A 26,369-nucleotide genomic window follows, 5' to 3' on the forward strand; every position below is an offset into this window, starting at 1 on the left:
GGTGATTAGCTCAGCCGGGAGAGCATCTGCCTTACAAGCAGAGGGTCGGCGGTTCGATCCCGTCATCACCCACCACTCGATGTTTAGCGCAGCGGTAGTTCAGTCGGTTAGAATACCGGCCTGTCACGCCGGGGGTCGCGGGTTCGAGTCCCGTCCGCTGCGCCATATTTCACTTCCAGGGCCTACTGAACACCCGGAAGTAACAGAGAAAGCGACCTTAGGGTCGCTTTTTTTTGTGCCTGCGATTTGGTGTTTTACCGAAATTTGCAAAAAGTTCATAAGTGCTTGCCAGGTCGAGTTGGGCGGGGTCTTGATAATCACCTGGGACATGGAGGGAGGGCGGTGGCTCATGCTGGAATGTGCCCCAGCATAGCGCCACGGGGTGTGGGGTTGCCATCGCATGGTGCACTCCTGTGCCGGCCTCTTCGCGGGTAAACCCGCTCCCACAGGTACAGCATTGCCCTCGGGCCTAGTGATATCCCTGTGGAGCGGGTTTACCCGCGAAGAGGCCGGCACAACTGGCCCATTAATTGCTGATCTACCCCTATCCAGGGCCATCAACGTCGACAGCCCACAAAACTTCACGACAAAGGCGCCGTGTTGCCCCGCTTGCAAAGCAAGCCGGGCAGCCGGCGCCTTTTTGCGTTCCCTACAGGAGCCCGCCCATGGCCAACAGCGAAGTGCGCAGCGTCTGCCCCTACTGCGGCGTCGGTTGCGGTATCGTCATGAGCGTTGCCGATGGCAAGGTCGGCAAGATCAGCGGCGACAAGCAGCACCCCGGCAACTTCGGCCGCCTGTGCACCAAAGGCCTCACCGCACATCTGCCGCTGACCGCCGCCGGGCGCATGGAAGATGCCTATGTGCGCCAGCAGCGCAATCAGCAGCCAGCGCGTACCGGCATCGACCAGGCCATCGCCGGCGCCGCCGCGCGCCTGCGCGGCATCATCGACCAGCACGGCCCCGACGCCGTGGCGCTATACGTGTCCGGGCAGATGTCGCTGGAGGCCCAGTACCTGGCCAACAAGCTGGCCAAGGGCTTTATCCGCACCCGCCACATCGAATCCAACTCGCGCCTGTGCATGGCCAGCGCCGGCAGCGGCTACAAGCTGTCGCTAGGCGCCGATGGCCCGCCCGGCAGCTATCAGGACTTCGAGCACGCCGACGTATTCCTGGTGATCGGCGCCAACATGGCCGACTGCCACCCGATCCTGTTCCTGCGCTTGCTCGACCGGGTCAGGGCGGGCGCCAAGCTGATCGTCGTCGACCCGCGGCGCAGCGCCACCGCCGACAAGGCCGACCTGTTCCTGCAGGTGCGCCCCGGCAGCGACCTGGCCTTGCTCAACGGCCTGCTGTACCTGCTGCAGCGCAACGGCCACACCAACCCCGAGTTCATCGCCCGCCACACCGAAGGCTGGGACGAACTGCCGGCCTTTCTTGACGACTACACCCCCGAACGCGTGGCCGCCATTACCGGGCTGGCCGAGGCCGACATCATCAGGGCCGCCGAATGGATCGGCAGCGCCAGCAACTGGATGAGCTGCTGGACCATGGGCCTGAACCAGAGCATCCATGGCACCTGGCACACCAATGCGATCTGCAACCTGCACCTGGCCACGGGCGCCATCTGCCGCCCCGGCAGCGGGCCGTTCTCGCTGACCGGCCAGCCCAATGCCATGGGCGGCCGCGAGATGGGCTACATGGGCCCCGGCCTGCCAGGCCAGCGCTCGGCGCTGGTAGCGCAAGACCGCGCCTTCGTCGAGCAGCAGTGGCAACTGGCACCGGGCAGCCTGCGCAGCGAAGGCAGCGAGGGTACGGTGGCGCTGTTTGAGCAGATGAAAAGCGGCGCGGTGAAGGCCTGCTGGGTTATCTGCAGCAACCCGGTGGCCAGCGTCGCCAACCGTCAGCAAGTGATCGACGGCTTGCGCCAGGCCGAGTTGGTGATTACCCAGGATGCCTTCCTCGACACCGAGACCAACCGTTACGCCGACATCCTTCTGCCGGCTGCGCTGTGGGCCGAAGGGGAAGGCGTGATGATCAACAGCGAGCGTAACCTCACCTTGATGCCACGTGCCGTCGAACCGCCCGGGCAGAGCCTGCCAGACTGGCAGATCATCGCCCGGGTCGCCTGCGCCATGGGCTACGCCGACGCCTTCGACTACCCCGATGCCGAAGCGGTGTTCGAGGAAATCCGTCGCTTCCATAACCCGGTCACCGGTTACGACCTGCGTGGCATCGGCTATGCCGAACTGCGCGAGCAGCCGCGCCAGTGGCCCTGCGCCCCGGGCCGCGACAACCCGCGCAGCCCGCTGCGCTACCGCAACGATGGCAGCAGCCAGGCGTTGTTGCACGATGCCCGGGGCGAGTGCCCTGCGTTGGCCTTCCCGACCGCCAGCGGCAAGGCCCGTTTCTTCGCCCGGCCCTGGTTGCCGGCAGCGGAGCTGCCGGATGCCGATTACCCCATGGTGCTGAATACTGGCCGCGTACAGCACCAGTGGCACACCCTGACCAAGACCGGCAAGGTGCCGGCGCTGAACAAGCTGGAGCCAGGCCCCTTCGTGGAAATCCACCGCGATGATGCTGCCCGGCTGGGCATCGCCGAAAAGGACCAGGTGGCCATTCGCTCGCGCCGGGGGCAGGCCGTGCTGCCCGCGCGAATCAGCGACCGGGTCTTGCCGGGCAACTGCTTCGCCCCGTTCCACTGGAACGACCTGATCGGCGAGCAGCTGGCGATCAACGCCGTGACTTGCGATGCGGTCGACCCGCTGTCGCTGCAGCCGGCGTTCAAGCACTGTGCCGTGACCCTGGAGCGGGTTGCAGGCGAGCGCATCGAAGCCCTTGATCTGAACACTGCCATTTCGGAGCCTGCCCGCATGCCGACCGCCACCCTGTCCCGTTTGCTAGGCCTGGACACCCTGCCAGCTCCGGTGCTGGCCGAGGAAGAGCGCCATTACCTGCAAGGCTTCCTGCTGGGCCTGGACCAGGCCCGCGCCACGGGCGCGCCCTGCCTGCCAGCCAGTGCGCCGCTGGCCGCCAACCGCCGGCTGTTCGTCGATGGCTTGCTGGCCGGGCTGTTCGCCCAGCCGGCGGTGCTGCCCGCTGCAGCGTTGGCGGCACCACGGCACCAGGTGGTGTGGGCCTCGCAGACCGGCAACGGCGAGCTGTTGGCCGAACGCTGTGCCGAGCGCCTGCGCGCTGCCGGCCTCGACGTGCAGCTCAGTTGCATGGATGCGGTGAGCCCGCGTCAGCTGCGGGACGCCGCCAGCGTGGTGCTGATCGCCAGCACCTTTGGCGATGGCGACGCGCCCGACAGCGCGGTGGCGTTCTGGCACGCCTTGCAGGGCGAGGAGGGCGCCCACTGTGCCGAACTGCCCTATGCCGTACTGGCCTTGGGCGACTCCAGTTACGACCAGTTCTGCGGCTTTGGCCGCAAGCTCGATCAACGCCTGGCCGAGCTGGGTGGGCGGCGCCTGCTGCAGCGGGTGGACTGCGAGCCGGACTTCGACGACGCCTTCGCCGCCTGGCTCGATGCGCTGCTGCCCACGCTGGGCAGTGCCGCCGCACCGCAACCGGTCACCGAGCCTGCGCCCGTGGCGGCCTACAGCAAACAGCAACCCTGGGCTGCCACCTTGCTGGAAAACCGCCTGCTCAACGGCCCGGGTGCCAGCAAGGAAACCCGTCAACTGGTGTTCGACCTGAGCGGTAGCGGTTTCACCTATGCCGCTGGCGATGCCCTGGGCGTGTGGCCGCGCAACTGCCCGGAGTTGGTCGACGAACTGCTGGCGCTGATGCAGCTCGATGGTCAAACCATGGTCGAGCTGAAAAGCCAGCCCGCCATGTCGCTGACTGAAGCCCTGCAGGCGCACCTGGAGATCGTCAAGGTCACCGCGCAGCAGTTGCAGGCCTTCGCCAGCAATGCCCCGGACCTGCTGCACCTGCTGCAGCCCGAGTGCAAGGCCGAGCTGCAGGACTGGTTGTGGGGCCGGCAACTGGTCGATGTGTTGCACGCCTTCCCCCAGCAGCTGCCGCTGGCCAGCTGGCTGGACCTGCTCAAGCCGTTGCAGCCACGCCTCTATTCGATCAGCTCCAGCCCGCTGGCGCACCCGGAGCAGGTGCACCTGACCGTTTCCACGGTGCGCTATGGCGCGCGCAAAGGTGTCTGTTCAAGCTTCCTGGCCGACCGCGCACAGGCGCTGAAGGTGGCCATCTTCCCGCAGGTGTCGAGGCACTTCCGCCTCCCCGAGGACGACAGCGTGCCGGTGATCATGGTCGGCCCCGGCACCGGCATTGCGCCTTTCAGGGCCTTCCTTGAAGAACGAGAGGCACGTGGGGCGAAAGGGGATAACTGGCTGTTCTTTGGTGAGCAGTACGCGGCCACCGATTTCTATTACCAGGAGCAGCTGCAGGCTTGGCAGGCTACAGGGCACTTGCGCCTGGACACAGCGTTTTCGCGCGACCAGGCCGAGAAGGTCTATGTGCAGCAGCGCATGCTCGAACAGGGCGCGCAGTTGTGGCAGTGGCTGGAGGCGGGGGCGTACTTCTATGTGTGTGGCGATGCGCAGCGCATGGCCAGGGATGTGGATGCGACGTTGCGGGCCATCGTGGCCGAGCATGGCGGCATGGATGCAGCAGCGGCTGCGGCTTATGTCGAAGCGTTGGGCAGCGCCAGGCGTTATCGGCGGGATGTGTACTGAAGTGCTCCAAGATGGTGATGAATGCACCGGTAATGTGCGTGGCTGTGCCGGCCTCTTCGCGGGTAAACCCGCTCCCACAGGGACTGCCGAGGTCTGAAAATTGCGCCGGTCCCTGTGGGAGCGGGTTTACCCGCGAAGGGGGCGGCACAGGTAACCCAGTTGGCACACTCCCTGCTATACCCCTGATACGACAAGCCCACTGATCAACGGCGATCAACCCGGGCCCCCTACCGTGATGAATACAGGCAAAGGCGCCTGGAGCTTCGGCTCCAGGCGTTTTTTTTTTGATCGAGGATCGGCTTATGAAGGCAACAGCGAGCAGCGGGCAACGAGAGCGACTGGTCATCGTCGGCAACGGCATGGTCGGCCACCATTGCGTCGAACAACTGGTCAGCCGCGGCGCCCTGCAGCGCTTCGAGATGCATGTGTTCGGCGAAGAGCGCCAACGCGCCTACGACCGCGTGCACCTGTCCGAGTACTTCGGCGGCAGCTGTGCCGAAACCCTGGCCCTGTGCGGGCAAGACTTCTACGACGCCAACGGTGTGCACCTGCACCTCGGCGAAGCGGTGCTGGAAATCGACCGTGAGCACGGCGAAGTGGTCACCGCCGAGGGCCGCTACGGCTACGACCAGCTGGTGCTGGCCACTGGCTCCTACCCCTTCGTACCGCCGGTCGAAGGTTCCAGCGGCAATGCCCGCCTGGTCTATCGTACCCTCGACGACCTCGATGCCATCCGCGCAGCTGCAGGTGAAGCCCGTCGTGGCGTGGTAGTCGGTGGTGGCCTGCTCGGCCTGGAAGCAGCCAATGCCCTCAAGTCGCTGGGCCTGGAAGCCCACGTGGTGGAATTCGCCCCACGACTGATGCCGGTGCAACTGGACGGCGAGGGCGGTGCCGCGCTCAAGGCACAGATCGAAGCGCTGGGCGTTGGTGTGCATCTGTCGCGTGCCACCCAGTCGATCAGTACGGGTGAAGACTACCGCTACCGCATGAACTTCGATGGCGGCGAGTACCTGGAAACCGACCTGATCGTGTTCTCCGCGGGTATCCGCCCGCAGGATGCCCTGGGCCGTGCCTGTGGCCTGGACATCGCCGCGCGTGGCGGGGTAGTGATCGACAACCACTGCCGCAGTAGCGACCCACGCATTTTTGCCATCGGTGAGTGCGCCTCGTGGCACGGCAGCGTGTTCGGCCTGGTCGCTCCGGGCTACAGCATGGCGCGCAACCTGGCGGCATTGCTGATGGGGGAAACCGCTGGCGAATTCACCGGTGCCGACATGTCGACAAAGCTCAAGCTGCTGGGCGTGGATGTCGGCTCCATCGGCGATGCCCATGGCGCTACCCCGGGCGCACGCAGCTACCGCTTCATCGACGAAGCCAACAGCGCCTACCGCCGACTGGTGGTGGATGCCAGCGGCAAGCACGTGCTCGGTGCGGTGCTGGTCGGCGACAACAGCTACTACGACACCCTGCTGCAGTACGCCCAGAACGGCATTGCCCTGCCGGCCGACCCGGCGGCGTTGATCCTGCCGCAAGGCGGCGGCGCACCAGCCCTGGGCGCCGATGCGCTGCCCGACAGTGCGACCATCTGCTCTTGCCACAACGTCAGCAAGGGCGCGGTCTGCGCCGCCATCGACAGCGGCTGCGGCGACCTCGCCGCGGTCAAGGGCTGCACCAAGGCTGCCACCGGCTGCGGTGGTTGCGCGGCCCTGCTCAAGCAAGTGTTCGAGCACGAGCTGACCGCCCGTGGCGTGACGGTGGACAAGAGCCTGTGCGAGCACTTCGCCTACACCCGCCAGGAGCTGTACGGGCTGGTGCGGGTGGAGGGCATCCGCACCTTCACCGAACTGCTCGAGCGCCATGGTCAGGGCCACGTTGGCTGCGACATCTGCAAGCCGGCGGTGGGCAGTATCCTCGCCTCGTGCTGGAACCAGCCGATCATGGACCCGGCGCTGGTACCGTTGCAGGACACCAACGACACCTTCATGGCCAACATGCAGAAGAACGGCACCTACTCGGTGGTGCCGCGCATACCCGGCGGTGAAATCACCCCCGACAAGCTTATCGTGATCGGCCAGGTGGCGAAAAAGTACGACCTGTACACCAAGATCACCGGTGGCCAGCGCATCGACCTGTTCGGCGCCCAGTTGCACGAGCTGCCGCTGATCTGGGCCGAGCTGATCGAAGCCGGCTTCGAAACCGGCCATGCCTATGGCAAGTCGACCCGCACGGTGAAGTCGTGCGTGGGCAGCACCTGGTGCCGCTACGGCGTGCAGGACAGCGTCGGCATGGCCCTGCGCCTGGAAGATCGCTACAAAGGCCTGCGCAGCCCGCACAAGCTCAAGTTCGCCGTGTCTGGCTGCACCCGTGAATGCGCCGAGGCACAGAGCAAGGACATCGGTGTGATCGCCACCGACAAGGGCTGGAACCTTTACGTGTGCGGCAACGGCGGCATGCGCCCGCGGCACGCCGAACTGTTCGCCACCGACCTCGACGACGAAACCCTGGTGCGCCTGATCGACCGCGTGCTGATGTTCTACATCCGCACCGCCGACAAACTGCAGCGCACCTCGGTGTGGCGCGAGAACCTGGAGGGCGGGCTGGACTACCTGAAGCAGGTGATCCTCGACGACAGCCTGGGCCTGGCCAGCGAGCTGGAAGCGCAGATGCAGCATGTGGTCGACCAGTATGAATGCGAGTGGGCCAACGCCCTGAACGACCCCGAGAAGCTCAAGCGCTTCCGCACCTTCGTCAACGACCGCCGCGCCGACCCGGACGTGCACTTCGTGCGCGAACGCGAACAGCGCCGGCCTGCTGCACCGCTGCACCTGATCCCAACCGTCGAGGAGGCTGTCTGATGAACCTGTCCAATGCTGCTGTGAAAACCCAAGAGAACTGGCAGATGGTATGCCAGGCGGATGACCTGGTGGCCGATTCCGGGGTGGTAGTGTGGCTCGACGGGGCCCAGGTGGCGCTGTTCTACCTGCCGGGGCAGGCACAGCCGCTGTACGCGGTGGACAACCGCGACCCGCGGTCCGGCGCCAATATCATCGGTCGCGGGCTGGTGGGCAATGTGCAGGGCGAGCTGGTGGTGGCGGCGCCGTTGTACAAGCAGCGCTTCAGCCTGGAGAGCGGGAAGTGCCTGGAAGATAGCCGGCAGCGACTGCGGGTGTGGCCGGTGCGCTTGAATGGCGAGGCGGTGGAGTTGGCTGTGGCCTGATGCTGATCTGTTGCCTGCACCGGCCCTTTCGCGGGTGAACCCGCTCCCACAGGTACTGCACAGATCTGGAGAACTGTGGAGATCCCTGTGGGAGCGGGTTCACCCGCGAAAGGGCCGGTACAGGTTATCTGCATGCGTTAAGCTTGAGCCCATGAACCTCGACACCCGCATCAAGTACCGCCACCTGCTGTGCTTCCTGGAGATTGCCCGGCAGGGCAGCCTGGCCAGGGCTGCCGACATCCTGGCAATCAGCCAGCCGGCAATCTCCAAGACCCTCAAGGAACTCGAAGGCCTGCTGGAAACGCGGCTGTTCGCGCGCAGCCGCCAGGGCGTCGAGTTGACCCCGGCCGGCACGCGTTTCATGCGCTATGCCGGGCCCAGCGTGCAGGCCCTGCGCGATGGCGTCAGCAGCCTGCGTGGCGAGGCGCGGGCGCCGTCGCAAGTGCGCATCGGTGTGCTGTCCACGGTCGAAGGCCTGCTCATGCCCGAGGTGCTGTGCCGCCTGCACCAGCGGCATGAGGCGCTGGTGATCAGTGTGGTCACCGGGGTCAGTGCGCAGCTGCTCGGCCAGTTGCGCCTGGGCGAGCTGGAGCTGGTGGTCGGGCGCATGACCGACAGCCCGCAGATCCAGGGCCTGTCGTTCGAGCACCTGTACAGCGAGGCGATGAGCCTGGTGGTGCGGCCTGGCCACCCGTTGCTGGCCGGCACGCCGGTGGAGCGGGCGCAGGTGGGGCGTTACCCGCTGGTATTGCCGCCCGCAGGCACCACCATCCGCCAACATGCCGACAGCCTGTTTGTGCAATGCGGCATCCAGATGCCGGCGCAGCGCCTGGAAACCCTGTCACTGGCCTTGAGCCGGCGTTACCTGCTGGGCAGCGATGCAGTGTGGGTAGCGCCGCGCGACGCGGTGCTGCTCGACCTGCGCCGGGGCGAGTTGGTCGAGCTCGATCTGGGTGTACGCGAGCCGGGCGGTTCGGTCGGCATCTGTCGCAATGCCGCCTTGCCGCAGAGCCTGCCGGGGCAGTGGGTGTGCGAGATGTTGCGTGAGGTGGCGGGGCAGTACCGTGAAGGCAACTACCCCTGAGCGCAGGTTCGGCCCTATCGTCGGCATTCAGCGAAATAGATCCCCCGCAAAACCGGGCAAAGGTGGCCCAACCGGTCAATACTGGCCAGTGGCTGCACATGCTTTGATGAATAACCCTTTAACTACTGAACTTCCTTGCCAAAACCCGCTCCTATGCCGGTAGCCATTGGTCATGGCCGCCTGCTAAGCTCGCGGCTTTACCCTGATTGCCCTTATGGCGCATGAACAAGGAAATAGCATGAAACAGCATCGTTTGGCGGCTGCGGTTGCCCTGGTAGGCCTGGTACTGGCTGGCTGTGATCAACAGACCAGCAGCCCCGAGCTGAAGACTCCGGCACAGAAAGCCTCCTACGGTATCGGCCTGAACATGGGCAAGAGCCTGGCTCAGGAAGGCATGGAAGACCTTGATTCGAAAGCAGTCGCCCTCGGTATCGAAGACGCCGTTGCCAAGAAAGAACAGCGCATCAAGGACGAAGAGCTGGTAGAAGCCTTCACCGCGCTGCAGAAGCGTGCCGAAGAGCGCCTGGCCAAGGCCAGCGAAGAAGCCGCCTCCGCCGGCAAGAAATTCCTCGAGGAAAACGCCAAGAAGCCAGGCGTGGTCACCACTGCCTCGGGCTTGCAGTACGAAGTGGTCAAGAAGGCCGACGGCCCGCAGCCGAAGCCGACCGACGTGGTCACCGTCCACTATGAAGGCAAGCTGATCGATGGCAAGGTGTTCGACAGCTCCGTCGAGCGCGGCAGCCCGATCGACCTGCCGGTCAGTGGTGTGATCCCGGGTTGGGTCGAAGGCCTGCAACTGATGCACGTCGGCGAGAAGTACAAGCTGTTCATCCCGGCTGAACTGGCCTACGGCGCGCAGAGCCCAAGCCCGTTGATCCCGGCCAACTCGGTACTGGTGTTCGACCTGGAACTGATCGCCATCAAGGATCCGGCCCAACTGCAAGGCGCCGAGCCGGAAGCCGAGGCACCCGCCGAAGCCCCAGCTGAAGCGCCTGCCAAGTAACACTGGCTGGCTCTCGCAAAACGCCCCGTCCTGACGGGGCGTTTTCGTTTGTGCCGGGTGGTTGGACGAACCTGCAACTGCTGATACTGTCCGAGGAAATGCAGCGTGAAGAAGCGGGATGCTTCTGGCGCAAATCGTTTGCGACGTAGGCACTCACGGTGTGAAACGACTGTGTAAAAAACGCCCGATCTGACCGGGGCCCTTGCCTGGCAGGCACCCGGGGTCAGAAACGTCGCCCTGTTCACAAGGTTATCCACAATAAATGTGGATAACCTTTTCCTGTTGGAGGCTCCATGAGCGCACCCTGGAATTTCGCCCGTTTCCTGCCCTTGGCCGAGCGCCTGCTCAGCCGTGGCCGGTTGCCGGCCTTGCTGTTCGCGGTAGCCCGCAAAGGCCCGCGCATCGGCCAGCTGCGTGAAGACGTGAAGCTGCTGCAGTCGTTGTGCCTGGCTTGGTGGCGTGGCGAGTACCGCGCCATCAGCGCCAAGGCCCTGGTCACCATCGTCGCCGGCCTGCTGTATTTCGTCAGCCCCATCGACGCCGTCCCCGACTGGCTGCTGGGCGTCGGCTTTCTCGACGACATCGCGGTGCTGGGCTGGGTGCTGAAGACCGTGGCCGACGAACTGGCGCGCTTCAAGGCCTGGCGCGACAGCCAGGCGCCCGAGCGGCTGCGCGTGGTCGAGCGCTTGCCGGCCAGTCCCGAAGCCCTGCAGTTGGAGCGTAAAACGCAGTGAAACCGGCCTGAGGCACTCCTCAACTGCACAGACCCCGGAGTTGGTAATATAATTGGCATAAGGGTTATGCCTATGGATTACATGCTGTAATCCTTTTTAAAGGGGTTTGTAATGGGTATTCAGGTCATCAGCCGGGACGGTCAACCCGAGTACGCCGTCGTTCCCTGGGAGCAGTACCAGGCACTGCTCAAGGCTGCGGGGCAGGCGCCTGCCGAAGCGGTTGCCGGTGAGGCGGGCAGCGCCCCTGCCAGTGCACCATTGCCGGCGTTCAACCAAGTTGCGCAGATTCGCCAGGCCAAGGGCATTGCCCCTGAGCAGCTGGCGCGCAATGTCGGTGTGAGCCCGGCGTACCTGGCCATGATCGAGTCGGGCGAGCGTCAGCCAGACGCTGCCATCCGACGCGCGTTGGCCTGGCATCTGGGAGTGGCTGGCTGGAGCGAGCCATCATGAGCCAGGTCAGGATCAGCCGTCAGCACTGGGACAACCTGCTGGGCGAGCTTGACCTGGCCCGTCGTCAACGTCACTTGCTGACGTACCGAGCGCTGATCGAGCGCTTGCAACTGCCCAGCCCGGCCATGCAGACGCTGACCGCCGCGCTGGAATACCTGGCCGTACTGGATGCCCGCGCCGAGCAGCCCTTGCGCAGCTCGTTGGTGATCAGTCAGGGCGCCAGCCGTTTGCCGCGTACCGGCTTCTTTGAATGCGTGGAGCGCCTGGGGCGTTTCTCCGGGCCGGTCGATGGTATGGAAGCGGCGTCCTGGCATGCGTCCGAGGTTGTACGGGTGTTCGAGTACAGCTACCCCGAATCGGCCTGATTTACTGCCTGTTCCGGCCTCTTCGCGGGTAAACCCGCTCCCACAGGTTCATCACAGATCTTGAACCTGGTGCTGTACCTGTGTGCGGGTTTACCCGCGAAGAGGCCGTGGCCAATGCATGCCGGTGAATCAAGCCACAAGGCCTGCCATCGGCATCCACCACTTCCAGTGCATCCAGCTGCTGGTGTCGGCCAAACAACTCCAGCAACTGCCCAATCGTGGCATTGAGCCGCACTGTCGGCTGTTCGGCCAACGGCACGTTCATCAGCGCCGGTAGCGGCCGGCTTTCACGCACCCCCAGCTCCTGCGGCCGCCCCAGCAGGTAGCCCTGCACCAGGTTCACGCCCATCTCCACCAGCACCGCCAGTTCCTCCGCCAGCTCGATGCCTTCGGCAATCACCTGCGCCTTCGACGCCCGGGCTATCTGCAAGATCGAACCGACGAACTCTCGCTTGAGCGGGTCGCGGTGGATGCCGTCGATGAAATGCCGGTCGATCTTCACGTACTCGGGGCGCAGCTCCGACCACAGACGCAGGCTCGAATAACCCGCCCCCAGATCGTCGATGGCAATCGAGAAGCCCATGTCACGGTAGTGGTGCAGGGCATTGGACAGCAGCTGGAAGTCGTCGGTCGGGGTGTGTTCAGTCAGCTCGATCACCACCCGGTTGGGCGGCAGGCCGACCTGTTCGAGCAGTTTCAGGGTCTGGCCGGATGGGTAATGCGGCTCCAGCAGTGACTCCGGCGAGACGTTGAGAAACAGCTTGCCCTGCAACTGCTGTTCGCTGAAACGCCGGCAGGCGCTCTCCCGGCAGGCGGCCTCCAGCTCGGTCAGGCGGCCGGCCTGGCGGGCGATGGTAAACAGGTTCAGCGGTGCGTGCAGCGGGCTGTTGGACGGCCCGCGGCTCAGCGCCTCATGGCCGAAAACCCGTTGTTCGCTCAGGCACATGATCGGCTGGAACAGACTGTGAATGCTGCGTTGAGCCAGGATGGCACTCAAGGCACTGAGCTGTTCGGCAACGGTCATGACGTTTTCCTGAAAATGAAAGGGCCGGGCGTTTCCACGCCCGGCCCCTCTATTTCACGACAGCGCGATGACTGTTTGATGACAGGTCGCATTATTCTGCCATCATTGCCGTAGCGCCTTACTTCTTGGCCACCTTGGTGCTCGCACTCAGGTAGTCGATCAGGATGCGACCGGTTTCCGCCAGGTAGGCATCATCTTCCGGCTTGGTGTTTTCATCCTCGGTCGGCAGCGCGTCCTCATCCTCTTTCTTCAGTTCTTTCAGCGGCTCTTCACCCTTGGCCTTGCGGCGGATGTTCTCCAGCGCCAGCTGTTTGGCCTCGATCTCATCGTGGCGTGCACGGCGGTCCTGCTCGTTGAGGCTGACGGTCTTTTCGTTCAGCAGCTTCTGGGTAAGGGCCAGGCGGTCGCGGATGTAGGTGAACTCCGCGTCCTTGTCGCTGCGGGCTTCATGCTGCGCTTTCAGCTGGGCCAGGAAAGGCTTGAACGGGTCGGCCGCCGGCTTGACTACCGGGCGGATGGTGTCCCACGGCATGGCCTCGGGCAGGGCGCTCTCGCCGATTTCCTTGGTGTCGATGATCGACGGGTAGTCGATATCCGGCAGCACGCCCTGGTGCTGGGTGCTCTGCCCGGAAACCCGGTAGAACTTGGCCAGGGTCAGCTTCAGCTCGCCATGGTTGAGTGGCTGGATGGTCTGCACGGTGCCTTTGCCGAAGGTCTGGCCACCGATGATCAGCGCACGGTGGTAGTCCTGCATGGCACCGGCGAAGATCTCCGAAGCCGAGGCCGACAGGCGGTTGACCAACAGTGCCAGCGGGCCCTTGTAGAAGGCACCGGGATTTTCGTCTTCCAGCACGTCGACGCGGCCGTCGCTGTTGCGTACCAGCACGGTCGGGCCTTTTTCGATGAACAGGCTGGTCAGCTCGGTGGCCTCCTGCAGCGATCCGCCGCCGTTGTTGCGCAAGTCGATGACCACGCCGTCGACCTTCTCTTTCTGCAGCTCGGTGAGCAGCTTCTTCACGTCACGCGTGGTGCTCTTGTACTCCGGGTCACCGGCGCGGTAGGCCTTGAAATCGAGGTAGAAGGCCGGGATCTCGATGATGCCCAGCTTGTAGTCACGCCCGTCCTGCTTGAGCTTGAGCACCGACTTCTTCGCCGCCTGCTCTTCAAGCTTCACTGCTTCACGGGTGATCGATACGATCTTGCTGGTCTGGTCGCTAGGCGCGTTGCTCGCCGGGATGATCTCCAGGCGCACCACCGAGCCTTTTGGGCCGCGGATCAGCTTGACCACTTCGTCCAGGCGCCAGCCGACCACATCGACCATTTCCTTGTTGCCCTGGGCCACACCGATGATCTTGTCGGCCGGGGCCACCTGCTTGGTCTTGGCCGCCGGACCTGCCGGCACCAGGCGCACGATCTTGACCTGATCGTTGTCGCTTTGCAGGACTGCACCAATGCCTTCGAGCGACAGGCTCATGTTGATGTCGAAGTTCTCGGCGTTGTCCGGTGACAGGTAGTTGGTGTGCGGGTCGTAGGACTGGGCGAAGGTGTTGATGTAGGCCTGGAAGATATCTTCGGCACGGGTCTGGTCCAGGCGCGCCAGCTGGTTCTTGTAGCGCTTGGTCAGGGTTTCCTGGATCTGCTTGGGTTCCTTGCCGGCGATCTTCTGGCGCAGCACTTCGTCCTTGACGCGTTTGCGCCACAAGTCGTCGAGCTCGGCCTGGTTCTTCATCCACGGGGCGTCCTTGCGGTCGATCAGCAAGGTTTCCTTGGCGTTGAAGTCGATCTTGTCCACGCCTTTGTTCAGCTCGGCCAGGGCGAAGTCCAGGCGTTGCTTGACGCGGTCCAGGTAGCGTTTGTAGATGGTGAAGCCCGGGTCGAGGTTCCCGCTCTTGAGGAAATCGTCGAATTGCGTTTTCCATTTGTCGAATTCGGCAATGTCGGCAGCGGTGAAGTAGCTGCGCGCCGGGTCCAGCAGCTTGATGTAGCTGTCATAGATGATGACCGAACGGGCGTCGTCCAGCGGCGGCTTGCTGTAGTGGTGGCGCTTGAGCAATTCCACCACGTTGAGGCTGGCGACGATTTCGTCGCGGTCCGGCTGCAGGCTGTCCCATTTGTTGGCGGCCGCCGCATTGCCGCCGAGCGCGAGGCTACCCAGGCCGATCATCAGGGCCAGGGCGGTGCTAGGGAGGAAATGCATCATGCTGATTCGACGTGGAGGCAATTGATCACGCATAGTAGGCCGTCTTTTCCGTTCGCCGGTTCCATCGGAGCCGGGCGCATACTGCAAAAAGCCTGGGACATAGCGATCCCAGGCTCGGTCATATGATTCAACTATGGAGGCACTGTGAAGGCATTGCAAGGCGTTGACGGACATGTGGCTTGGGTCGAGGCCGAACGCCCGATCTGTGACGCTGGCCAGGTACGTATTCGCGTGGCCGCAGCGGGGCTGAACCGCGCCGATCTGCTGCAGATGAAAGGTTTGTACCCGCCGCCACCCGGTGCCAGCCCGTACATGGGACTGGAGTGTTCCGGGGTGGTCGAGGAGGTGGGGGCCGGTGCCGATTGGCGCGTAGGTGACCGCGTTTGCGCGCTGCTGGCCAGCGGCGCCATGGCCGAGGAAGTGGTAGTCGATGCCCGCCACGTGCTGCCAGTGCCCGAGGGCCTGAGCCTGCATGAAGCGGCGGCGCTGCCGGAGGTGTATGCCACTGCCTGGCTGAACATCTTCCAGCTGGGTGGCGTGAAGGCTGGCGAGAAGGTCCTGGTGCACGCTGGCGCCAGCGGCGTTGGCTCGGCCGCCATCCAGTTGTGCAAGGCGTTCGGCAGCCCGGTGTGGGTCAGCGTCGGTTCGCAGGACCGCCTGGCCTACTGCGAGGCGCTGGGCGCCGCCGGTGGTGTGGTACGTAACGAGAACCTGGAGGCGCTGGAGGGTTTCGGCCCGTTCGACGTGATTCTCGACCCGGTGGGCGCCAGCTACGGCGAGCTCAACCTCAAGCTGCTGGCCCGTGACGGGCGCTGGGTGATCATCGGCCTGATGGGCGGGCGCAAGTTCGAGCTGGATCTGGCACAGGTCCTGGGTAAGCGCCTGGAGATTACCGGTTCCACGCTGCGCAACCGCGATGACGGCTTCAAGGCCGAGCTGTTGCGCGAGTTGCAGCAGCAGGTGTGGCCGCTGTTTGCCGAAGGGCGTTTGTCGCCGCAGCTGGTCGATACCTACCCGGTGGAGTTTGCCCAGGCAGCGTATGCGGAGCTTGAGACCAACCAGGTTTCGGGCAAGCTGGTGATGGTGATCGACCCAGACCTGGTGTAAACAGGCCCGGCCTCTTCGCGGGTGAACCCGCTCCCACAGGGATCACCACAGGTCGAAGCTTGTGGTATCCCCTGTGGGGGCGGGTTTGCCCGCGAAAGGGCCGGTACAGACAATGCAATAGCTTCAGGACCAGCTCAGAATCGGCCAGCCATTGATCTCGGCATGCTCACGCAACACCGCATCCGGGTTCACCACATGCGGGAAGTCCACTCTCAGCAACAACGGCAGGTCGTTCCGTGAATCGGAATAGAAACTCGCCCCCTCCAGGTTCTCCTGCTCCTGGTCCAGCCATTCCAGCAATCGTGTGATCTTCCCTTCGCGATAGGTCAGCACCCCATGGGTCTTGCCGCTATAAACGCCGTTCTCCGCCTCCAGCTCGATTGCCAGGTACTCGTCCACCCCCAGCCGCGCCGCAATCGGCCCGACCAGGTGCGTACCCGAAGCCGAAATGATCAGTATGCGGTCCCCACGCTTGCGGTGCTCGGCAATGCAGCGGCAGGCGTCGCCGTAGATGATCGGCTCGATCACCTCTTCGACCCACGGCTCCACCAGGTGCTGGACCTCCTCCAGGGTGCGCCCGGCAATCGGCTCCAGGCTGAAGGCCATGTAGTCCTCCATCTGCAGGTGGCCCCTGCCATAGGCTTCCATCAGTTCATGGTCGCGGCGCAGGAAGTCCTTGCCGTCGACCCAGCCCAGTCGGGCCATCTGCTCGCTCCAGAGTGACGCACAGTCGCCGTGGATCAGGGTTTCGTCCAGATCGAAAATTGCCAGTGCCATGGTGTTGATTCTCCTTAGGCCACTTCCCGTAGCGCCGTAGGGTCGATCGACAAGCTTACCCGTTTCCCGTCCGCGTGCAGGTCGGCCGGTGAGCGGTTGAGCACGTCGACCACCAGTTCCACCTCGCGCACCTGCACCCGGTAGCGGATCACGTTGCCCAGCAGGCTGTGGCTGCGCACTTCGGCGTCCAGTTCGCCGTTGATGCCCAGGGTGATCGACTCGGGGCGGATCGCCAGGCGGCTGGTCACCGGGCGCTGCAGCAGGCGGCTGGCGCTGTCGGCGTCGAGCAGGTTGTAGTTGCCGATAAAGCCGGCGGCAAACAGGTCCACCGGCGCGGTGTAGAGGGTTTCGGCATCGCCGCTCTGGACGATGCGCCCCTGGTTCATCAGGAAGATGCGGTCGGACATGGTCAGCGCTTCTTCCTGGTCGTGGGTGACGAAGATGGTGGTCAGCCCCAGTTCGCGCTGGATGGTGCGGATCTGCTCGCGCAGGTGTTTGCGGATGCGCGCATCCAGCGCCGACAGCGGCTCGTCGAGCAGCAGCAGGCGCGGGCGGGTGACCAGCGAGCGGGCCAGGGCCACGCGCTGGCACTGGCCGCCAGACAACTGGTGCGGGTAACGCCCGGCGAAGTTGCCCAGCTCCACCAACTCCAGCGCCTCGCGCACCCGGGCCTGGCTTTCATCGGCCTTGACCTTCTGCATGCGCAGGCCAAAGGCGACGTTCTGCTCCACGGTCATGTTGGGGAACAGTGCGTAGCTCTGGAACACCATGCCAATGCCACGCTTTTGCGGGCTCAGTGGCACGATGTCGTGGCCGTCGAGCAGGATCTGCCCGCGGTCCACCGGGGTCAGCCCGGCGATGCAGCGCAGCAGCGTGGACTTGCCGCAACCGGACGGGCCAAGCAGGGTGACGAACTCGCCGCGTTCGATACGGCAGTCGATGTTCTCGAACACCGGGCTGCCGGCGTAGCTTTTTTGCAGTTTCTGTACGCTGACGAAGCTCATGTCAGGTCTTGTCCTTGTTCAGGCGGTTGGCGACCCAGGTCAGTACCAGCACGAAGGCGAAGTACGAGATCACCAGCGCGCTGTTGAAGTGGCCGCTGCTGTTGCGCATGTTGTTCAGGTACACCTGCAGGGTCTCGTAGCGGGTGCCGACCAGCAGGTTGGCGAACACGAACTCGCCGAACAGGAACGAGAACGACAGCAGCAGTGCCACCATCAGGCCCTTGCGCAGGTTCGGCAGCACCACCAGCAGCGCCGCCTGCCAGGTGCTGGCGCCCAGCAGTTGGGCGGCGTCCATCAGGTCGCGCAGGTTGATCGCCTGCAGGTTGTTGGTGATGGCCCGGTACATGAACGGCAGGGCGATGGTGAAGTAGCAGCCGATCAGGATCCACGGTGTGCCGACCATGGCCATGGGCCCGCTGCCATACAGCTGCAGCAGCCCGACCGACGACACCACCGGCGGCACCGCGAACGGCAGCAGGATGAGGATGTTCATCAGCGCGTCGAGCCTGGGGAAGTGGTAGTGCACCACGAACAGCAGCGGCAGGATCAGCACCACCGACAGCAGCAGCGCGCCCACGCACACCAGCAGCGACTGGCCGAAGGCGGCCAGGAAGCGCGGCTCGCTCCACAGCGCGATGTACCACTTGAAGGTCAGACCGCTGGGCAGCAAGCTGGCCGACCAGCTGGTGGCCAGCGAGTAGAGCAGGGTGCCAGCCAGCGGCAGCAGCAGGATGAGGAACAGCAGGTAGACCACGGTGCGGTGGTACCAGCCGCCGGAACGGGGGTCAGCGCGCATGGTAGCTCCTTTTCAGCAGCCATTGATGCACCACCGTGACCAGCGTCATCAGCCCCACCAGGACCATCGCCAGGGCGCTGGCCAGGTTGGGGTCGAGGCTGATGTCACCGGCCACCAGGCCGGCGATGCGGATCGGCAGTACGTTGAAGTTGCCGGTGGTCAGCGCGTACACGGTGGCGTAGGCACCGAGGGCGTTGGCCAGCAGGATGACGAAGGTGCCCAGCAGTGCCGGGGACAGCACCGGCAGGCCGATGTGCCGCCAGAATTGCCAGTGGCTGGCGCCCAGCAGCGCGGCCGACTCGCGCCAGTCTTCACGCAGGGCGTCGAACGCGGGGTACAGCAGCAACACGGCAAGCGGGATCTGGAAGTAGGTATACACCAGGATCAGCCCGCTCTTGGAATAGATGCTGAAGTCTTCCAGCAGGCCGACCTGCTTCAGCAGCAGGGTCAGCGCGCCGTTGAAACCGAGCAGGATGATGAAGGCGAAGGCCAGTGGCACCCCGGCAAAGTTGCTGGTCATGTTGGCGAAGGCGCTGACGAAGTCACGCAGCTTCGAGTCCACCTGGCGCAGCGAGTAGGCGCCGAGGGTGGCGATGACGATGCCGAACAGGCTCGACCAGAAGCTGATCTCCAGGCTGCGTTGCAGGGCCTGCAGGTAGAACTTCGAGGCGAACACCTTGCTGAAGTTGTCCATGCCCCAGCCCGCTTCCGATTGCAGGCTGTTGATCGCCACCCAGGCCAGCGGGGCGATCTGGAAAATGACGAAGAACGCGGCGAACGGCAGCAGGCAGAGCAGGGCCAGGTAGCGGCCACGGTTCACTTGAGCAACTCCCGGCACACCGTCTTGTCGTGCGCGGCGCCCAGCAGCTCGCAGATGGTCCCGCACAGCTCGGTCTGCAGCGGTTTGGCCGCAGGGTCGAGGCTGAAGGCATCGCCGAAGACGAACAGCGGCACTTCGCGCTCCTCGGCGAGCAGGCCGTTGTGCGAGCGGTCATTGTTCATGCCGTGGTCGGCGGTGACCAGCACCTGGTAGCCCTCTTCGAGCCAGCCCGGCAGGTAGTCGGCCAGCAGGATGTCGGCGCTGCGTGCGGCATTGCGGTACTGGCTGCTGTCCAGGCCGTGGTGGTGGCCGACGTCGTCGATGCTCATCGGGTGCACCAGCAGGAAGTTGGGGGCATGGCGGCGGCGCAGGTATTCGCCATCGGCCAGCAGGTGCGAATCGGGGTAACGGTCGTCCCAGTAGAACAGCCCGTGCTGGATCGGCAGCTTCGGCGCGTGGGTATGGCGATCGCGCTGCGGGTCGAAGGGCGAGCGGTTGTACAGCTCGCTCATCCAGTGATAGGCCGCCGCCGCGGTGCCCAGGTTGGCCTCGCGGGCGTAATGGAACACGCTGCGCTGGTTGGACAGGCGGTTGACGTTGTTGTGCACGATGCCGCTGTCGATCGGCGGCACACCGGTGAGGATGCACTCGTACAGCGGCCGCGACAGCGACGGCAGTTCACATTCCACACGGTACAGCGCGGCACGATCGGCCTCGACGTAGGCGTGCAGGTGGCCCATGGCATGGTGGGCGACCTGGTAGTTGAGGCCGTCGAGCAGGACCAGGATGACGTTGTGTTGCATGGTGGCTCCAGTCATGAATCGCGTTGGCTTCATCGCCGGCGAGCCAGCTCCCACAGGTACCCCACAGGATTCAAACCCTGTGGGGTACCTGTGGGAGCTGGCTTGCCGGCGATGAGGCCAGTCCAGGCGCTACAGAAGATAGCCCCTTACTCCATCTCGATGATCACTTGCTCCTGCCACATCTGCGGCAGTTTCTTCGAGGTCGCTTCCCAGGCTTCGGCATTCTTGATCGGCTGCGCCGCTTTGTACTGTTCGTTGGGCAGCAGCTTGGCCTGCACGTCTTCGGGAAGCTTCAGGTGCTCGGCACGGATCGGCCGCGCATGCCCCTTGGCCAGGTTGATCTGCCCGGCGTCGCTGAAGATGTATTCACGCGTCAGCTTGGCCGCATTCGGGTGCTTGGCATACTTGTTGATGACAGTGGTATAGCCGGAGATCACCGAGCCATCCGACGGGATCAGCACGTCGAAACGCTTGGGGTCGATCTGCTCACGGTAGCTCAGGCCGTTGAAGTCCCACACCACGCCCACTTCCACCTCGCCCTTCTCCAGGGTCTGGATGGTCGGGTTGGCCAGTGACAGGCGCTTCTGCTGGGCCAGCTTGGTGAACAGTTGCAGGCCCGGTGCCAGGTTGGTCTCGTCACCCTTGTAGGCGATGGCCGCAGCCAGCACGCCGTTGGCCGCCTGGGCGGCGGTGCCGACATCGCCGATGGCGACCTTGTACTTGCCTTTTTCCAGGTCATGCCAGGAGGTTGGCCGCTCGCCTTCCTTGACCAGGTCCTTGTTGATGATGAAGGCGATGGTGCCGGTATAGGCCAGCGCCCAGTGGCCATCCTTGTCCTTGGCCCACTCCGGCACCTGGTCCCAGGTGCTCGGCTTGTACGGTTGGCTTACGCCCTTGCTCACGGCGATCGGGCCGAAGGCGGCGCCCACGTCGCCGATGTCGGCACTGGCGTTGTCCTTCTCGGCTTCGAACTTGGCGATTTCCTGGGCCGAGCTCATGTCGGTGTCGCTGTGCTTGAGGCCGTACTTGCTGGCCAGGTCTTCCCAGGTGCCTTTCCAGTTGGCCCAGGCATCGGGCATGCCCACGCTGTTGACGTTACCTTCCTTGCGGGCGGCGTCTTCCAGGGCCTTGAGGTCGGGGCCGGCGGCCATGGCCGAGGTGCACAGGGTAATGGCCGAGCCGAGCAGTGACGCCATGAACAACTTTTTCATCCGAAGCTCCTTGGGTGGGTGCCTTTAGCGATGGTTGTTATGAGTGAAGCCGTTGTCTGGTGACCGTTGGTCTAGGTCAGCAAACCTTGAGCCAAGGTAGGCTGCTTGCGTGACAGTTTGATGTAGGTAAGGGCCGGTGAAGGCCCTGAAGCTACAGCGTAGACCACGGAATCGCCCCGGCTCTGCTGGCTTGGCGCGTTTCTGGTAGTGTCTGGCCAAAGCCTTTGTCACAGGATGTTCATCCACCCTGCCTAGGCTTGCACTATTCTCCAGGTGCCCTGTTCTGGGGCTGGACTAGTCCAAATAGGTAACCTTTGATGCAGTCGATGCCACCGCGTGCGGTAACAGCCATCTGCCACGCCCTGCAGGAGCAGATCGAACACGGCCTGCTGGCGCCGGGCGGCAAGCTGCCGGCCGAGCGCAGGCTCAGCGAGGTGTTCGACACCACGCGTATTACCCTGCGTGAGGCGCTGGCGCAGCTGGAAGCCCAGGGGCTGATCTACCGCGAAGAGCGCCGCGGCTGGTTCGTCGCCCCCGAGCGGTTGACCTACGATCTGATCGAGCGCAGTCACTTCCATGCCATGGTCCGTGACCAGGGGCGGGTGCCCAGTACCGAACTGTTGTCGGCGCGGCTGCAGCCGGCCTCGGCGGCCATCTGTGCGCGTTTGCAGCTGCCGGCGTTGTCCAGCGTGGTGCGTATCTGCCGGCTACGGCGGATCGATGGGCGGGCGGTGCTGTATGCCGAGCACTACCTCAACCCCCGGTACTTCCCGGAAATTCTCGAGCAGGACCTGGCGCAGTCGCTGACCGAGATTTATGGGCGGGTGTATGGCATCCAGTACGGGCAGGTGTGCTTCGAGATCTTGCCGACGGCGTTGCCGGTGGAGGCTGCCAGTGCCTTGAAAGTGTCGGTGGGGAGCCCCGGGTTGCATATCACCCGGGTCAACAGTGACCAGCATGGGCACCTGATCGACTGTGACCTGGAGTATTGGCGGCATGATGCCATCCGCATTCGCGCCCAGGCGGGCTAAGGTGTGGCCTTCTTCGCGGGTAAACCCGCTCCCACAGGGTCTGCGCAGTAACTGTGGGAGCGGGTTCACCGGCGAAGAGGCCCTAACTGGAGGAACCGGTTTCCGCCATCCCGCCACCCCCGGCGGTAACCACCTGCACCGACAACCGCGGCGTCGCCAGGTCCAGCCCGGCCTCATCCAGCTGCCGCTTCAACGCCAGGTTGAACGCCCGCGACACCTCCCACTGCTTGATCGGCGCGGTCTTGAACCGCGCCCGCAAGATCGCCGAACCCGACTCGAAGCTCTCCACCCCCTGTAGTTCCAGCGGCGACCAGATGTTGCGGCGCATCAGCGGGTCGTTGCGCAGCTTCTGCCCGACCTCGCGAATCAGCGTGATCGCCTGGTCGATGTGCATGCTGTGCGGGATCGCCACGCGGAAGATCGCGTAGCCGAACTCGCGCGAGTAGTTCTTGATGCTCTTGATTTCGCTGAACGGGATGGTGTGCACGATGCCGTCGATATCACGCAGGCGCACGGTACGGATGGTCAGCCCCTCGACCGTGCCCAGGTGTCCGCCCACATCCACGTAGTCGTCGATGGCCAGCGAATCCTCGATGATGATGAACAACCCGGTGATCAGGTCGGCCACCAGCGACTGCGCACCAAAGCCGATGGCCAGGCCGATCACCCCGGCACCAGCCAGCAGCGGGGTGACGTTCATGCCCATGTTGGCCAGGGCAACGATCACCGCGATGATGAAGATGACCACGAACATCACGTTGCGGATCAACGGCATCATGGTTTGCGCGCGGGCGTTGGCCAGGCCCCGGCGCGAACGCACCAAGGCGTGGTGCACGGCGGTGTCGGCAAGGATCCACACCAGCCAGGCGACGATCAGCGTGCCGGCCAGGCCCAGCAGGCGCACGCTTATGTCGTGGCCGTCGCCCTCGGCGAAGCCGATCATCGACAGGCCCCATACGCGCAGCCCCAGCTCGATGAACACCAGCCAGATGAACAGGTGCACCAGCAGGTAGCCGAAGTTGCGCAAGCGCTCGGCGTACACCGCCTGGCGCTTGCTGGCGCGCTTGGGGTTGGCGGCGTGGCGGCGCACCAGGCCGTTGAGCACCATGCACACCACCACCAGCACCGTGCACATCAGCGACTGGCGCAGGGCGGTGCTGGTGTCGCCGGCCGAGATGAAGGTAGCGAACAGCGAAATCGCCACCAGGATCAGTGCCGGCACGAACCAGAAGCTGCCGAGGATCTCGATGGTGTCGCTGAGGGTGCGCCGGGTCAGGCGCCGTGACAGCGGCTGGTTGCGGATCAGGTGGGCGATCGGGCGGCGGAAGCGCAGGATGAACAGCCCGGTGCACAGCGCCGCAATCACGTTGGCCAGGGTGGCCAGGGTGTGGGCCAGGTGGGTGCCGAGCGCGACCATCAGGCGCGGGTCGCTCATCGCTTCGCCAAACGCGGCGAAGCTGCCGATCAGCCACAGCGGGCGGAATGCCTGATGGCGCAGGATGTGCAGGGCGCGGTGGCGGTGCGGGCCGTCGAGCAGCGAGAAGGCGATCACGCAGATGGCCGAGAAGCAGGTGCCGACGACCAAGGCATAGGCCAGCACCATGGCCAGCGATTTGCCCAGTGACGGCGGTAGCACGAAGCTCAGGTATACGGTGAACACCAGCGCCACCAGCCACGGGCCCAGCTTGCGCAGGGCAAAACGCACCAGGTCCCAGGTGCGCGGGTGCTGTGGCAGTTCCTCGCTCAGGCCAAAGCGCAGGCGTACCCGGTGGCCGACCCAGTTGAGGGCGTAGGCCAGCACGCTCCACACGGCGATGACGGCGGCAAAGCCGAACAGGATGGCCGGCCACTGGTGCACCGGCACTATCAATTCGGTCAGTTCGGCCTGGGCCTGCTCGATTTCCGCGGCCCAGCGATGGAACGGGCTGGCATCGCCGCTGAACTGTTTTTCGAAGTCATTCAGGGCACCGCCGATCAGGCCGAGCACGCCCTGTTCGACGCTGGGTTGCGATTGCCTGGTGGCGTCGCGCAGCTTTTTCAGGTCGGCCAGCAGCTTGGCGCGCTGCTGGTCGTTTTCCAGGTTCTTGATCACCTCGTCCAGCGACTTGCCCAGCGGTTCGGTCGCTTCCGGCTGTGCCGGCGCACTGCCACCAAGCAGGCCGGGCAGGCCCGCCGCCTGTACCGGGGTGAGAAAGAGGAACAGCAGCAGGAACAGGCAACGTAGAAGGGCAGGCACTGGCAAAACTACCTCAGGTCAAACGATTGACCGAGTGTAGAGGTTCACGACGGCAGTTGCTCCAGGATTTTCCAGCAGGTGAGGCCGAAGATACCCAGCGTGCCGACCCACATCATCACGACGCCGATGTTGCGCTCGCGCAGGCTGAAGCCGACGGTCAGCAGCAACAGGAACAGAAACACTGGCACGAACAGGGAGAGGAACGGGGACATGGACAGCAATCCTTTTGCAATGGGGCCATGCAACAAGCATAGCGGGTAGCGGGCAGAGCGGGATTGACCTTGAGCAGGTGCAAGCAGGCCCGGCCTCTTCGCGGGTAAACCCGCTCCCACAGGTACCGCACAGTTCCTGTGGGAGCGGGTTTACCCGCGAAGAGGCCGGGCCTGCTTGCATCAAGGCATCAAGGCAGCTCGCGGCTACGGTAGAAGGCGCTCAGCACTTTCACCAGGTGCGCCAGGTCATGGCTACCGCACAGCTCGCGAATCGAGTGCATGGCAAAGGTCGGCAAGCCGATATCCACCGTACGCACGCCCAGGTGGCTGGCCGCGATTGGCCCGATGGTCGAGCCGCAGCCCATGTCGCTGCGCACCACAAAGCTTTGCACCGGCACTTCCTCGGCCATGCACAGGTGGCGGAAGAACCCGGCGGTTTCGCTGTTGGTGGCGTAGCGCTGGTTGTTGTTCACCTTGATCACCGGCCCGGCATTGAGCTTGGGCCCGTGGTTGCCGTCATGCTTGTCGGCGTAGTTGGGGTGTACGCCGTGGGCGTTGTCGGCCGACACCATCAGCGAGCGCTGGAGGGTGCGCACGTAGGCGTCGCCATCCGGTAGCAAGCGCTGCAGGGTCTGCTCCAGCATCGGGCCGTCGGCACCGCAGGCCGAGCAGCTGCCGACTTCTTCGTGGTCGTTGCACACCAGCACGCAGGTTTCGTCGCTGTCGGCTGCCAGCAAGGCCTGCAGGCCGGCGTAGCACGACAACAGGTTGTCCAGGCGCGCACCGGCGATGAAGTCGCCGTTCAGGCCGACCAGCGCGGCGTCCTGGGTGTCGTAGAAGCTCAGCTCGTAATCCAGTACCACGTCGGCGATCAGCTCGTGCTCGCGGGCCAGTTGCTCGGTGAGCAGGGCGCGGAAGTCGATGCGCTCGTCACCCGCCACCTGGGCCAGGATTGGCGGCAGCTCGTTCTGCGGGTTGATCGCCCAGCCTTCGTTGGCGGTGCGGTTGAGATGGATGGCCAGGTTGGGGATGATCGCGATTGGCAGCTTGAAGTCGATCAGCTGGCTTTCAACCTTGCCGTCACGGCGATAGGTGACCCGGCCGGCCAGCGACAGGTCGCGGTCGAACCATGGCGCGAGCAAGGCGCCGCCATACACTTCTACACCCAGCTGCAGGAAGCCCTGGCGTTGCAGTTCGGGCTGCGGCTTGACCCGCAGGCACGGGCTGTCGGTGTGGGCACCGACCATGCGGATACCGTTCAGCAGTGGGGCTTGCTTGCCCAGCTTGATGGCGATGATCGATGAGTCGTTCCGGGTGACGTAATAGCGACCGCCAGGCACTGTGGCCCAGCTGTCGCGCTCGTCCAGGCGCTGGTAGCCGGCAGCTTCCAGGCGCTGGGCCAGGCTGGCGGTGGCATGGAAGGGCGTGGGGGAGGCCTTGAGGAAGTCGATAAGGCCAGAATTCAGTGCGTCGCGCATAGCTCACTCCAGACAGCAGTGGCGCGAGTTTAGCGTATTAGGTCGACAATTTGTGTCTGCCTCTTCGCGGCTAAAGCCGCTCCTACAGGTACTGCACAACCCTCGAAAGCGGTGCGGTCCCTGTGG

Annotated in this window: 21 protein-coding genes and 1 tRNA gene; 11 read left to right on the forward strand and 11 right to left on the reverse strand. The window is 64.4% G+C overall.

The window, feature by feature from the left end:
- Nucleotides 1–88: 88 nt before the first annotated feature.
- The 9 genes from FQ664_RS08865 (at nucleotide 89) to FQ664_RS08910 (ending at nucleotide 11,544) form a co-directional block, all read left to right on the forward strand.
- A tRNA-Asp gene (locus tag FQ664_RS08865) sits at nucleotides 89–165 on the forward strand.
- 500 nt (nucleotides 166–665) lie between these two features.
- The gene (locus FQ664_RS08875; RefSeq protein WP_144171604.1) at nucleotides 666–4,691 is read left to right on the forward strand and encodes a bifunctional nitrate reductase/sulfite reductase flavoprotein subunit alpha; all 4,026 of its coding nucleotides are present in this window, start codon (nucleotides 666–668) and stop codon (nucleotides 4,689–4,691) included.
- A 302-nt stretch (nucleotides 4,692–4,993) separates the two neighbouring features.
- Nucleotides 4,994–7,546, forward strand: coding sequence for a nitrite reductase large subunit NirB (nirB, locus tag FQ664_RS08880; protein WP_144171605.1), 2,553 nt, complete (start codon nucleotides 4,994–4,996; stop codon nucleotides 7,544–7,546).
- Nucleotides 7,546–7,908 carry a nitrite reductase small subunit NirD gene (gene nirD / locus FQ664_RS08885; protein WP_144171606.1) on the forward strand — a complete coding sequence of 121 codons (363 nt, stop codon included), beginning with the start codon at nucleotides 7,546–7,548 and terminating at the stop codon, nucleotides 7,906–7,908. Before nirB ends, nirD begins: the two co-directional genes overlap by 1 nt.
- A gap of 151 nt (nucleotides 7,909–8,059) precedes the next feature.
- Nucleotides 8,060–8,992: a pca operon transcription factor PcaQ gene (gene pcaQ, locus FQ664_RS08890; RefSeq protein ID WP_144171607.1), complete on the forward strand. Its 933-nt coding sequence runs from the start codon at nucleotides 8,060–8,062 to the stop codon at nucleotides 8,990–8,992.
- Nucleotides 8,993–9,230: 238 nt separating this feature from the next.
- Nucleotides 9,231–9,995: a BamJ family beta-barrel-assembly machinery protein gene (locus FQ664_RS08895; protein WP_144171608.1), complete on the forward strand. Its 765-nt coding sequence runs from the start codon at nucleotides 9,231–9,233 to the stop codon at nucleotides 9,993–9,995.
- Nucleotides 9,996–10,288: 293 nt separating this feature from the next.
- On the forward strand, nucleotides 10,289–10,729 hold the full coding sequence (locus tag FQ664_RS08900; protein ID WP_144171609.1) for a YkvA family protein: 441 nt from the start codon (nucleotides 10,289–10,291) through the stop codon (nucleotides 10,727–10,729).
- Nucleotides 10,730–10,840: 111 nt separating this feature from the next.
- The gene (locus tag FQ664_RS08905; protein WP_144171610.1) at nucleotides 10,841–11,179 is read left to right on the forward strand and encodes a helix-turn-helix domain-containing protein; all 339 of its coding nucleotides are present in this window, start codon (nucleotides 10,841–10,843) and stop codon (nucleotides 11,177–11,179) included.
- Nucleotides 11,176–11,544, forward strand: coding sequence for a hypothetical protein (locus FQ664_RS08910; RefSeq protein ID WP_063911582.1), 369 nt, complete (start codon nucleotides 11,176–11,178; stop codon nucleotides 11,542–11,544). Before FQ664_RS08905 ends, FQ664_RS08910 begins: the two co-directional genes overlap by 4 nt.
- A 1-nt stretch (nucleotide 11,545) precedes the next feature.
- On the opposite strand, the gene FQ664_RS08915 is transcribed toward FQ664_RS08910, so the two are convergent.
- Entirely contained in the window at nucleotides 11,546–12,568 is a 1,023-nt protein-coding gene (locus FQ664_RS08915; protein WP_256675909.1) for an EAL domain-containing protein, read from the reverse strand.
- Between the two features lie 118 nt (nucleotides 12,569–12,686).
- On the reverse strand, nucleotides 12,687–14,768 hold the full coding sequence (locus tag FQ664_RS08920; RefSeq protein WP_178090969.1) for a carboxy terminal-processing peptidase: 2,082 nt from the start codon (nucleotides 14,766–14,768) through the stop codon (nucleotides 12,687–12,689).
- Nucleotides 14,769–14,912: 144 nt separating this feature from the next.
- On the opposite strand from FQ664_RS08920, the gene FQ664_RS08925 reads away from it, so the two are divergent.
- Complete coding sequence (locus FQ664_RS08925) at nucleotides 14,913–15,875, forward strand: NAD(P)H-quinone oxidoreductase (RefSeq protein WP_144171612.1); 963 nt, start codon at nucleotides 14,913–14,915, stop codon at nucleotides 15,873–15,875.
- Nucleotides 15,876–15,998: 123 nt separating this feature from the next.
- On the opposite strand, the gene FQ664_RS08930 is transcribed toward FQ664_RS08925, so the two are convergent.
- From FQ664_RS08930 to FQ664_RS08955, 6 genes are all read right to left on the reverse strand, one after another.
- On the reverse strand, nucleotides 15,999–16,652 hold the full coding sequence (locus FQ664_RS08930; RefSeq protein ID WP_144171613.1) for an HAD family hydrolase: 654 nt from the start codon (nucleotides 16,650–16,652) through the stop codon (nucleotides 15,999–16,001).
- 14 nt (nucleotides 16,653–16,666) lie between these two features.
- On the reverse strand, nucleotides 16,667–17,656 hold the full coding sequence (locus FQ664_RS08935) for an ABC transporter ATP-binding protein (RefSeq protein WP_144171614.1): 990 nt from the start codon (nucleotides 17,654–17,656) through the stop codon (nucleotides 16,667–16,669).
- A 1-nt stretch (nucleotide 17,657) separates the two neighbouring features.
- A complete protein-coding gene (locus FQ664_RS08940) occupies nucleotides 17,658–18,452 on the reverse strand; it encodes an ABC transporter permease (RefSeq protein ID WP_144171615.1) in 795 nt (264 codons plus the stop codon).
- Entirely contained in the window at nucleotides 18,442–19,272 is an 831-nt protein-coding gene (locus FQ664_RS08945; protein ID WP_144171616.1) for an ABC transporter permease, read from the reverse strand. The genes FQ664_RS08940 and FQ664_RS08945 overlap by 11 nt, the downstream gene beginning before the upstream one ends.
- Nucleotides 19,269–20,075 carry an alkaline phosphatase family protein gene (locus FQ664_RS08950; RefSeq protein ID WP_144171617.1) on the reverse strand — a complete coding sequence of 269 codons (807 nt, stop codon included), beginning with the start codon at nucleotides 20,073–20,075 and terminating at the stop codon, nucleotides 19,269–19,271. The genes FQ664_RS08945 and FQ664_RS08950 overlap by 4 nt, the downstream gene beginning before the upstream one ends.
- Nucleotides 20,076–20,221: 146 nt before the next feature.
- Nucleotides 20,222–21,286 carry an ABC transporter substrate-binding protein gene (locus FQ664_RS08955; protein ID WP_144171618.1) on the reverse strand — a complete coding sequence of 355 codons (1,065 nt, stop codon included), beginning with the start codon at nucleotides 21,284–21,286 and terminating at the stop codon, nucleotides 20,222–20,224.
- 317 nt (nucleotides 21,287–21,603) lie between these two features.
- On the opposite strand from FQ664_RS08955, the gene FQ664_RS08960 reads away from it, so the two are divergent.
- On the forward strand, nucleotides 21,604–22,317 hold the full coding sequence (locus tag FQ664_RS08960; RefSeq protein WP_144171619.1) for a UTRA domain-containing protein: 714 nt from the start codon (nucleotides 21,604–21,606) through the stop codon (nucleotides 22,315–22,317).
- Between the two features lie 82 nt (nucleotides 22,318–22,399).
- Here FQ664_RS08960 and FQ664_RS08965 read toward each other — a convergent pair whose 3' ends face one another.
- The 3 genes from FQ664_RS08965 to FQ664_RS08970 form a co-directional block, all read right to left on the reverse strand.
- On the reverse strand, nucleotides 22,400–24,553 hold the full coding sequence (locus tag FQ664_RS08965) for a mechanosensitive ion channel family protein (RefSeq protein WP_144171620.1): 2,154 nt from the start codon (nucleotides 24,551–24,553) through the stop codon (nucleotides 22,400–22,402).
- A gap of 44 nt (nucleotides 24,554–24,597) precedes the next feature.
- Nucleotides 24,598–24,765 (reverse strand): hypothetical protein, encoded by a 168-nt coding sequence (locus tag FQ664_RS27210; RefSeq protein ID WP_178076400.1) that lies wholly within the window; start codon nucleotides 24,763–24,765, stop codon nucleotides 24,598–24,600.
- A 188-nt stretch (nucleotides 24,766–24,953) separates the two neighbouring features.
- On the reverse strand, nucleotides 24,954–26,243 hold the full coding sequence (locus tag FQ664_RS08970; RefSeq protein ID WP_144171621.1) for a M18 family aminopeptidase: 1,290 nt from the start codon (nucleotides 26,241–26,243) through the stop codon (nucleotides 24,954–24,956).
- Between the last annotated feature and the right edge of the window lie 126 nt (nucleotides 26,244–26,369).

The sequence above is a fragment of the Pseudomonas persica genome (assembly GCF_900291015.1).
In the GTDB taxonomy this organism is placed as follows: domain Bacteria; phylum Pseudomonadota; class Gammaproteobacteria; order Pseudomonadales; family Pseudomonadaceae; genus Aquipseudomonas.